The 9,130-nt window shown below is 53.6% G+C and carries 9 protein-coding genes; 8 read left to right on the top strand and 1 reads right to left on the bottom strand.

The window, feature by feature from the left end:
* The first annotated feature begins 401 nt into the window (after positions 1-401).
* From KVT39_RS35730 to KVT39_RS35705, 6 genes are all read left to right on the top strand, one after another.
* Complete coding sequence (locus tag KVT39_RS35730; RefSeq protein ID WP_217591337.1) at positions 402-1,217, top strand: DUF6884 domain-containing protein; 816 nt, start codon at positions 402-404, stop codon at positions 1,215-1,217.
* A complete protein-coding gene (dbpB, locus tag KVT39_RS35725) occupies positions 1,214-2,344 on the top strand; it encodes a DGQHR domain-containing protein DpdB (protein WP_217591336.1) in 1,131 nt (376 codons plus the stop codon). The genes KVT39_RS35730 and dbpB (KVT39_RS35725) overlap by 4 nt, the downstream gene beginning before the upstream one ends.
* On the top strand, positions 2,341-3,615 hold the full coding sequence (gene dpdA / locus KVT39_RS35720) for a tRNA-guanine transglycosylase DpdA (RefSeq protein ID WP_217591335.1): 1,275 nt from the start codon (positions 2,341-2,343) through the stop codon (positions 3,613-3,615). Before dbpB (KVT39_RS35725) ends, dpdA begins: the two co-directional genes overlap by 4 nt.
* A complete protein-coding gene (gene dbpB / locus KVT39_RS35715; RefSeq protein WP_217591334.1) occupies positions 3,612-4,703 on the top strand; it encodes a DGQHR domain-containing protein DpdB in 1,092 nt (363 codons plus the stop codon). The genes dpdA and dbpB (KVT39_RS35715) overlap by 4 nt, the downstream gene beginning before the upstream one ends.
* The gene (gene queC, locus KVT39_RS35710; RefSeq protein WP_217591333.1) at positions 4,700-5,461 is read left to right on the top strand and encodes a 7-cyano-7-deazaguanine synthase QueC; all 762 of its coding nucleotides are present in this window, start codon (positions 4,700-4,702) and stop codon (positions 5,459-5,461) included. Before dbpB (KVT39_RS35715) ends, queC begins: the two co-directional genes overlap by 4 nt.
* Before the next feature lie 66 nt (positions 5,462-5,527).
* A complete protein-coding gene (locus tag KVT39_RS35705; RefSeq protein WP_217591332.1) occupies positions 5,528-5,890 on the top strand; it encodes a 6-carboxytetrahydropterin synthase in 363 nt (120 codons plus the stop codon).
* A gap of 372 nt (positions 5,891-6,262) precedes the next feature.
* Here KVT39_RS35705 and KVT39_RS35700 read toward each other — a convergent pair whose 3' ends face one another.
* The gene (locus KVT39_RS35700; RefSeq protein WP_217591331.1) at positions 6,263-6,970 is read right to left on the bottom strand and encodes a hypothetical protein; all 708 of its coding nucleotides are present in this window, start codon (positions 6,968-6,970) and stop codon (positions 6,263-6,265) included.
* 322 nt (positions 6,971-7,292) lie between these two features.
* Here KVT39_RS35700 and KVT39_RS35695 point away from each other — a divergent pair.
* Together KVT39_RS35695 and KVT39_RS35690 are read left to right on the top strand one after the other, a co-directional pair.
* Positions 7,293-8,392 (top strand): IS3 family transposase gene (locus KVT39_RS35695; protein WP_217591330.1). Its coding sequence is split into 2 segments (ribosomal slippage): positions 7,293-7,545 and positions 7,545-8,392, totalling 1,101 coding nucleotides; the frame shifts between segments, so codons are not numbered across the junction.
* 73 nt (positions 8,393-8,465) lie between these two features.
* Positions 8,466-8,696 carry a hypothetical protein gene (locus tag KVT39_RS35690; protein ID WP_217591329.1) on the top strand — a complete coding sequence of 77 codons (231 nt, stop codon included), beginning with the start codon at positions 8,466-8,468 and terminating at the stop codon, positions 8,694-8,696.
* Positions 8,697-9,130: the final 434 nt, after the last annotated feature.

The following is a 9,130-nucleotide window of genomic DNA, read 5'->3' as shown; positions in this document are numbered from 1 at the left end:
TCTCCACTACTTTGGTGGGGACTACTCTGGCAACTTCTTTTCACCCAGTCGAGACGGTGCTGGGGACACGCTTACTTCGCAGCGTCGAGCCGTACAACCTCTCGTGCCTCTCCAGTTCTTCAGGCCCTAATAATTTGAGTCCTTTTGGCTTGCGTGACGCAAGCCAAACCTCGGGGTGCCCTGCGTCTACCACCTATCACGTGTGATCGCGAGCCACTCCGGATGCGCTCAAGAACGCGTGACAACATCCGATCGTTCGTCGATAATTGCAGTTATTTCAACCTGCAGTTTCCCGACCAATGCAGTTAATTGCCATTGTAAATTGCAGCGCACGAAAAACTACGCCTCCGGAGGCGCAGCTTCGGGCATCCGCTCTGCGAAAATCTTCGCTTGGGTCACTTGTGACCGAATGGCAGAAGCGTGTCGATCGCGCCGTGACGCGAGTCCGGGCTGATGATCTGTACAACGGTAGGGCGTTTGATATCGCGAAGAAGGTTGCTCGACAGACAGGTGAGAATTTTTATGTTCTCTCCGCCGGGTTGGGTCTCTTGAGTTCTGATGCGCAGATTCCGTCATACAGCCTTTCTGTCAGCCTAGGAAACTTGGATTGCATTCTGAATCGCGCGCCTGATCGAGCTCATTTTTCTGCTCAGCAATGGTGGCAGGCTGTTCATTCGGCTCAAGGTAGATGTAATCCGATCGACTCCCTGTTGAGGCGTCGCCCAAACGCGCTGATCGTTATCGCTGCGACGAGGCCGTATCTCGACATGATTAGTGGTGAGGTTGCGGGCCTACAGGACGATCTTCGTACCCGGCTTCGACTAGTCGGTCCAAAGTCTGTGGCCTCTTTGCCCCCCCAACTGCGGTCCCTTGTGATGCCGTACGATGCTCGATTGAACGATGAAAACCTAACATTGCGTGGGACGGAGTTCGATTATCCAGCAAGGGCACTCGCGCATTTTGTCGATCTTGTTCGACGGGACAAACGAATTGAGTCGATCCAGCATCATGCGGATCGAGTTCAATCATCGCTGTTACTTCGTTGCGCGCCTCAGCGAGTTGTTCGCCGGAGAATTGATGATGAATCACTTCGTCAGGCGATTCAGATTTTCAGACGCGATGGCTTATCAAGGAGTCGTGCGCTAGAAGCGCTACGCAACACTATGGGGCTTGCCTGCGAGCAACAACGATTTTCGAATGCGTGGACGATTGAATGAAGTCATTGAAATCATCAACAACTGTGGTTGCTCCGGCTGTCAGGACGCAGCAGGGAGAAACGACCGTTTATCTGCTGTTCCTCCCGGGCGGCGACGTTCGACGTATCGCTGACATTCGTCGCATCAAGCGAGGAGAAGGTACTGATCTAGAAGGCTTTCAGCGCAAAGAAATACGTGACCACGTCAACGAGATAGCGCACTACCTGGACAACGGTGGCACTTTGTTCCCTAATGCGATCATCTTGGCGTTAGAGCCGAATATGAAGTTCGACTCGTCCCGCGGGAGCAAGGCCACCGTCACTGTTGGGAATGTCACCCTCGGTCGCTTGCATATTCCCGTTCGTGACGAAGGGCAGAGATCAGCTTGGATTGTGGACGGTCAACAGCGATCGTTAGCGCTGTCCAAGTCGTCCAATAACAACCTGGTTGTCCCTGTCGTCGCCTTTGAGACAGACTCAATCCACGTTCAGCGCGAGCAGTTCATTTTGGTGAATCGCGCAAAGCCGTTGCCTCAACGTCTCATTGACGAACTGTTGCCGGAAACACAGGGGATCGCTCTGCCTAGAGACCTGACGATGCGGCAACTACCAAGTCAACTGTGCAACGCTTTGAATACGCATGACAGGTCTCCTTTGCGAGGAATGATTCAGCGCGCTTCCCAGACATCGGACCCGGAACGGTTGATTTCCGATACGGCAATCTTGGACATGATCAAGCGAAGTCTTGGCAATCCAAATGGAGCGCTTGCAGATTTCAAGGCATTGGGCAATCAAACTGGGGATGCCAGTTCCATGCTGCAAACACTGGTCGACTTCTGGTCGGCGGTCAAAGATACTTTTCCAGATGCTTGGGGTAAGCCACCGTCAGAAAGTCGTCTTATGCACTCAGCAGGTATCGCGGCCCTGGGCGACCTCATGGACCGTATAGCCGCCCGTGCAACTAGCCGTAAAGGACAACGTATCTTTTTTGCCAAGGAGCTTGGACGTATTTCCGCCGACTGCGCTTGGACCGAAGGTCGCTGGGAGTTAGTTGACCGTGGGTGGGACGAAATTCAAAACACTCCACAAGATATCAAAATGCTTTCTCAGATATTGGTCCAACTTTACGCTCAGCGAATCATACGATGAAATTCATATTTGCTGACGCGCTCGACATGATTGATCCCAACTTCGACTTCGAAGCGGATCGGATGGGTAACGACCGCGAAATGTACTGGGGCGATATGTATCCCCACGAATTCTTCAAAACGGCGCCATATCAAGGAATTCTCGTGTCTCGCGGTATTGTTGGGGATGATCTTTTCCCCGGAAAGTACCCAGAAGATCTGATGATGCGGTTTCGTCGTGTCGGCGCGCGAACCTTCCTTCGCTTGCAGGACAAGCGCTTCGAGAAAATGGAAATATTCGGGGATTGCGGCGCCTTCTCCTACGTGGGTAGAGAGGTACCACCATACACGCCAGAAATGATGCTCGATTTCTACGCCGATGGAGGATTCACTCACGGGTGTTCTGTTGACCATATCATCTTTGATTTTAATCCGGACGTCAGTGGAATGGAAGGCGGCACTCCTGACGCAAGACGACGTTTTGACATCACGCTCGAAAACGCATCGGCGTTCTTCAAAGCATCTAAGGCTATGGGAAAGGGATTCACACCACTGGGTGTTATTCAGGGGTGGTCACCAGACAGCATGGCACACGCCGGCCAACGCTTAGAGAAAATGGGCTACGGCTATTTGGCAATCGGCGGTATGGTTCCACTATCGGCTGACCAAGTACATCTTTGTCTACAGGCAATCCGTCGAAGGGTATCAAGCAAGGTAAAGCTTCATATACTCGGTTTTGCGAAGGCAGAACAGATCAAAGATTTTACAGGCTACGGCATCGCTAGTTTCGACAGTACATCACCTTTAACTCGAGCCTTCAAAGACGCCAAGGCTAACTATTATTTACCGAATGGCGGAGGTGGGCTTGACTATTACACCGCCATACGCGTCCCGCAAGCAACTGAGAACGCGCGCCTGAAGCGAAAAGCGCGAGAGTCCGGTACTGATCAGGAGCAACTCGCCAAATTGGAGCGGCACGCTTTAGAAAGCTTGCGCGCCTTCGACAAAGGCAGAAGCTCGATTGATCGCACAACTTACGCGGTAATTGAGTACAACCGTGAGTTTCTTTGGGACAGCAAAAAGAGCACTGCCTCGAATGAGGCGACGATCTCCAAGGCAGAAGCAGCAGTGCGTCATACACTCACGCATAGTCCATGGAAACGCTGCACATGTAGGGTTTGCAAGGAAGCAGGTATCGATGCAGTGATCTTCCGCGGTAGCAACCGGAACAAGCGTCGCGGATTTCATAACCTTGCCGTCTACTATCAACATTTCAAGCGAGCCGTTCGATGACATCAAAGCTATATAAATTTCGTGCTGTCGGCGCGAAACAAGCTCCGGGAGCGCGTGTATTTACTTTTGCAGCCACGGCGTCAGACGTTCTCGCCACCTGCGAAATCAGTCGAGCTGGTCGAGGTGGTGATGGAAAGCTTTTTGGATTTCAGCGTCCCCAGATCGCTGGACATATTCAGGAGATTAGAGACTATCTTCAGAAAGAAGACGCTGTTCTCCCAAATGCCGTCGTCGTTGGATTTCTTGGAGCCACCAAAGTTAAAGATCTCGGCGACGGTGTTTTCCAACTCAGTGTGTCGACGTCTGGGGGGAAACCAGGCTTCGTTGTTGATGGACAGCAACGATTAACCGCCCTATCTCAGGCTAAGCGCGACAATTTTGAGGTCTTCGTGTCGTGTGTCATCTGCGATAGCGAGGAAGAATTGCGGCGGCAGTTTATTTTGATCAACAACACGCGACCACTCCCTAAGTCTCTCATCTATGAACTCCTCGCAGAGGTGAACGTGCAGCCGAAGCGGCTCACTTCACGTGCGTTTGCTGCGAAATTGACTGAAATGTTGAATTTTCGCAATGATTCTTCATTGAACGGCCTCATCAGCATGCATACAAATCCTGGTGGAGCGATCAAAGATACGTCTCTGCAAAAGGTCATCATGAACTCAGCAGACAGCGGCGCCCTACGTGATCACGCAGTGTCGGCAACGCGCATGGATTTTGCTTTTCAATTGTTGAGCAATTTCTACCAAGCGGTCGCAGAAGTATTTCCTGATGCATGGCACGAAAAAACGCCTCGCACATCAAGATTGATCCACGGGGCTGGGATCATTTCTATGGGATATGTCATGGAAACGCTATACAGCCGTATTGGAGGCATCGAGGTCAGTGCCTTCAAGCAAGGACTTGAACCACTTGCGGAGTACGCCGCATGGACGTCAGGTGCGTGGACCTTCTCGGATGGTTCAGTCTCAAAATGGGACGAGATTGAGAACACTCCCCGGCAAATTCAGCGCCTCGCGTTGCATCTTGTCGGCATGGTCAAACGTGCAGAACTTGCGAAGCCACGGAAGTCACGGAGGGCAGTTGCGTGAATAAAAGACGAGCGTTTGTTCTATTCTCTGGGGGGCAGGATTCCACAACCTGCCTCGCTTGGGCGCTGGAACGCTTTGCACACGTTGAAACGGTTGGGTTCGACTACGGTCAACGACATCGCGTCGAGCTCGATTGCCGTCGTGTAATACTCGACAAATTTAGAGTCAACTTTCCTCACTGGGCGAATCGCCTTGGGGACGACCATGTGCTCAGTGTCGGCGTACTGACCACTATGGGCGAAACCGCCCTTACTAGCGACGCCGAGATTACCTTTCAGGAAGACGGCTTGCCGAACACATTCGTGCCTGGTAGGAACCTTCTCTTTTTAACGCTCGCGGCAGCGCTTGCGTACCGTCGAAGCATTGAAGTGATAGTCGGTGGCATGTGCGAAACGGACTATTCGGGCTATCCAGACTGCCGAGATAACACAATCAAGGCAATGCAAGTTGCGCTTGCACTTGGCGTAGATCGTCGCCTCGTCCTCGAAACGCCACTTATGTGGATGGACAAGGCGGATACTTGGAGATTGGCTTGTGACATGGGTGGCGAGGATTTCGTCGAGTTGATCCGATCGCAAACCCATACTTGCTATCTTGGAGAGCGCAGCGTGCTTCATGAGTGGGGTTACGGCTGCAACAAATGTCCGGCATGCGAACTACGCTCTACAGGTTATACGGAATGGCGAAAGCGTACTGTTGGAGCTCCCTCTTTTGGCGGTCTTGCCAAAGACAAGGACAACTTGGAAAACAATATTTAGCCCGTAAAGATTGATTGCGGACACCATCAAGTAAGTACGATTGATTCGATTACATGGCCAAGGATAATGAATTTCGAACTGTCTCAGGAATTTTTCTTCGAATCGGCACACACTCTTCATAGAGACATCGAAGCAATTTCAAGTCGCCGCATCCATGGCCACACTTATCATGCGGTTGTTTTCGTTGAGGGCAATAAGGACGACACGACAGGAATGGTTGTTGATCTAGGAGTTTTAAAAGGAGCAATTAACAAGGTTCGGGGCGAGCTGGACCATCGATTTCTCGATGAAGTTCCAGACCTCGGTTCACCAACACTCGAAAATCTTTGCGCTTTTTTGTGGCGGCGATTCGAAATTGATTTTCCAACCCTAAAGAAAATAACAGTTCGACGTAAAGCAAGCGGTGATGCTTGCAGTGTGACCAAGTAGATTTTTCATCAAAATTATTTCGAGAATTGCTGTCTCGGCCGTGACGTAGTTGGAATGTCGAGATATTTGAATTCAAACCAGGCGACCGGGGATACCTCGACGTCAACTACGACATCCGGAAAATCACGACGACGCCTGACTTGAGCCACATCGAATGACAACGTCACGATCCAGATCTTGCAGCGAAGCAGCGATACTGCTCCGAGAGAAGTTTAAACGATAAAGGCATTATCCGAAAAGGCGCCATAGCGGGCCACGGCAGCATGGTGCTCGATGCCCCCCCGCCTCTCGCACCTAGACGGCAAACCAAGACGATTTATCACTATGCTGCTTGGCTAAGCCGCACTTCTCGCGAGCACCTTGCGAGCAACCTCATCGCAAATCCGTCTGGTACTCCATCCTCAGTCGCTCCAGATACCGGGCGTCCCTTGTTCGGACCGCTTCGAGCCACATCCCCAACTCGCCTTCAGTCAAGTAGGCGTTAGTCGACGATCGCCGCTCTTCGACAAACGTATCTTGCTCGGCCAGACTCAGACTCTCCCAGTATCGATCCCAGACGTTCTCGTACCAATACTGCGCATCTCCTTGCAGATTGTGAATCAGTGGGCCGAGCTCATACCAAGCGATCCAGGGCGGTGGCGGATTGAATTTCGCCGCAGACACTGCGCAAATGAGCTCGACATCACTCGTCAGCAAACTAATTGTCTTTCCAGAGACACGATCGGCGCTGGAGGAAAACGTGCAAGTCGCATCACTGCGTCCGAACCGGTGCTGCCCCATACGCTCGTTGCCAGTCGCAACGAGATTGAAATAGACAGGGAACTGTTCGACCTCAATATCCTGCGTCACACCAAACGCATTGATGCCAATATGCCCCATCCACACGGCCCGAGGATAGTTCGGAAGAGGTGTGGACTGAAGCGCCCTCGGCGTACTCGCGAAGGTCTTGCGCAATACATCCAGATTCGTATCGAAGAGTCGTACCGCTGCTGCCTGGTTCTCTTTCAGCAACGCTCGTGTGATGCGTTGATTCCGACGCTCGCACACAAATTGATCGAATATCCGCTTCAACAGCGACACGCAATCCTCCTTGTCACTCGTCGACGATTCCACCAACCGCAACTTCCGCTCCTCACGGTTCGACAGCACAAAATTCGAGATGGCTGATGCACCCTATACCGTTCGGCTAGTTCGCACGTATTGGCCTCATCAAGCGCCTTTCTTCGCTTAAACTCGAATTGCCTCACCGCAAAAAGCGCGGGCCGCAGGGGCTGCCACCCATACGACCCGCTGACCACAACCAACTCAGACTAGGAGTCGGAAATGGCTGACTGACCTGAGACGTTTCTTGTAACCATTTGGCATGTGAGTTCTCTTTTATCCTAGAGGCAAGGAGAACTCGATGAAGAAGCGATTTACCGACGAGCAGATCATCCGCATCTTGCGCGAGGCTGAGAGCCGGGACGAGCCGGTGAAGGATCTGTGCAAGCGCCACAACATCTCGGAACAGACGTTCTATCGTTGGCGCAACAAGTTCGGCGGCATGGATGTGGCGGACGCCCGCCGGCTCAAGGATCTGGAATCGGAGAACGATCGGCTCAAGCGCCTGATCGCCGAGCAGATGCTGGTGATCGACGGTCTGAAGGAATTCAGCCGAAAAAAATGAGTACCCCAACGGGCCGGCGCGAAGCGCTGGAAGTCCTGACTCGGCGGGGTCTCTCGCAACGCAAGGCATGTTGCTATCTGGGGCTGAGTCGCCGGGTGGCAACCTATACGCTCAAGCAACCGGAGAAGGATCGGAGCCTGGGTGAGCAACTGATTGCGGCCGCTCAGGAAGTGCCGCGCTTCGGCTACCGGCGGATGTCGGCCTGGCTGGCACTGGGTGAATCGCGTGTGCGGCGAATGTGGCGAGCCTTGCAGCTCAACATTCCGCGGCGGCGTCCTCGCCGGCGTCGTTGTGGCAACGACATTCGTTTGCCCGGTGCGACACAACCCAACTCTGTATGGAGCTACGACTTTGTGCATGACCAACTGGTAGACGGGCGGGCGTTGAAGATGCTTTGCGTGATCGATGAATACACCCGCGAGTGCCTGACGATCGAGGTCGGCGCCAGCCTAAGGTCGCAGGATGTCATCCTGACGCTGTCGCGACTGATGCGGCTGTACGGCAAGCCCGCATTCGTTCGGTCGGACAACGGCGCGGAATTCACTGCTGCCAAGGTCATGTGCTGGCTGCGAGATGCTGCAATCGGTCCGGCCTTCATCACGCCCGGCAGTCCGTGGCAAAACGGGTTCGTCGAGAGCTTCAACGGCAAGCTGCGCGACGAACTGCTGAACCGGGAATGGTTCCGCAGCCGCGCCGAGGCCAAGGTTCTCATCGAACGCTGGCGGCAGTTCTACAACGAGCGCAGGCCCCATAGCGCACATCGCTATCAACCTCCCGCCACGGTCCGTCGAGCCTGGCTGGATTCCGATAATATCGACTCGAGACTCACTGCCTGATTGGCTACAAAATTCCGTCTCAGGTCATGACGCCAATAGTAAGTCACGTCGCAGGAAGAACAAACCGGTCAACATGCAAAAGACGTTTGAGCTGGTCCTCCGCAACTACCCGGACCTTCCCAAGCGCGGCTGGCCTTACCTGCCGTGGATGCAGGCGATCGATATTGATTTCAAGATCTTTGGATTCAGGCCCGGCGACCGTGTGTACCTCGACGTCAACTACGTCACCCGGAAGATCACGATCTCACCGGACTACAGCCAGCTTGCGTTGCGAGAGCAGCCGTACCACGGCCCTGAGCCGTGACACCCGTTTGCATAACCAGCAAGGGCCGCTTTATGCGGCCCTTGTTGCCTCGGTGGTTGACTCGGCGTTCAGCGGATCTCTGCGCAACATTCCTTGGCTCAGCTAGCACCGCGGCTCTTCTACGGCCACCGTCAACAACCGTCACAACAGCGGAACGCAACCTTCCGTCATCACCTCCGCATCGGCAGCCCTCAGGGCTCCGCTTACCCTCTCGCCGAAAGGCATCGCCCACCCGATCAGCGGCATCGTGACCATCAGCGCATTCAACACGCGAGGCGGCCCATGCCAGGTGCGCCGCACACATTTCGGCCGCGCCAATGCAAAAACCCCCGCCTGTTCGGGCGGGGGTTTCTGGCCTAGGGAGCCTGACGATTACCTACTTTCACACGGGAATCCGCACTATCATCGGCGTAGAGTCGTTTCACGGTCCTGTT

The organism is Burkholderia sp. GbtcB21, from assembly GCF_019091065.1.
In the GTDB taxonomy this organism is placed as follows: Bacteria; Pseudomonadota; Gammaproteobacteria; order Burkholderiales; family Burkholderiaceae; genus Burkholderia; species Burkholderia pyrrocinia_C.
The sequence above is the reverse complement of the archived record's forward strand: the minus strand, read 5'-3'. Positions and strand labels throughout refer to the sequence as shown.

Coding starts and splice junctions, on each gene's coding strand:
- dpdA (WP_217591335.1), top strand. CDS start 2,341: ATGAAATTCATATTTGCTGACGCGCTCGACATGATTGATCCCAACTTC.
- KVT39_RS35705 (WP_217591332.1), top strand. CDS start 5,528: ATGAATTTCGAACTGTCTCAGGAATTTTTCTTCGAATCGGCACACACT.
- dbpB (WP_217591334.1), top strand. CDS start 3,612: ATGACATCAAAGCTATATAAATTTCGTGCTGTCGGCGCGAAACAAGCT.
- dbpB (WP_217591336.1), top strand. CDS start 1,214: ATGAAGTCATTGAAATCATCAACAACTGTGGTTGCTCCGGCTGTCAGG.
- KVT39_RS35690 (WP_217591329.1), top strand. CDS start 8,466: ATGCAAAAGACGTTTGAGCTGGTCCTCCGCAACTACCCGGACCTTCCC.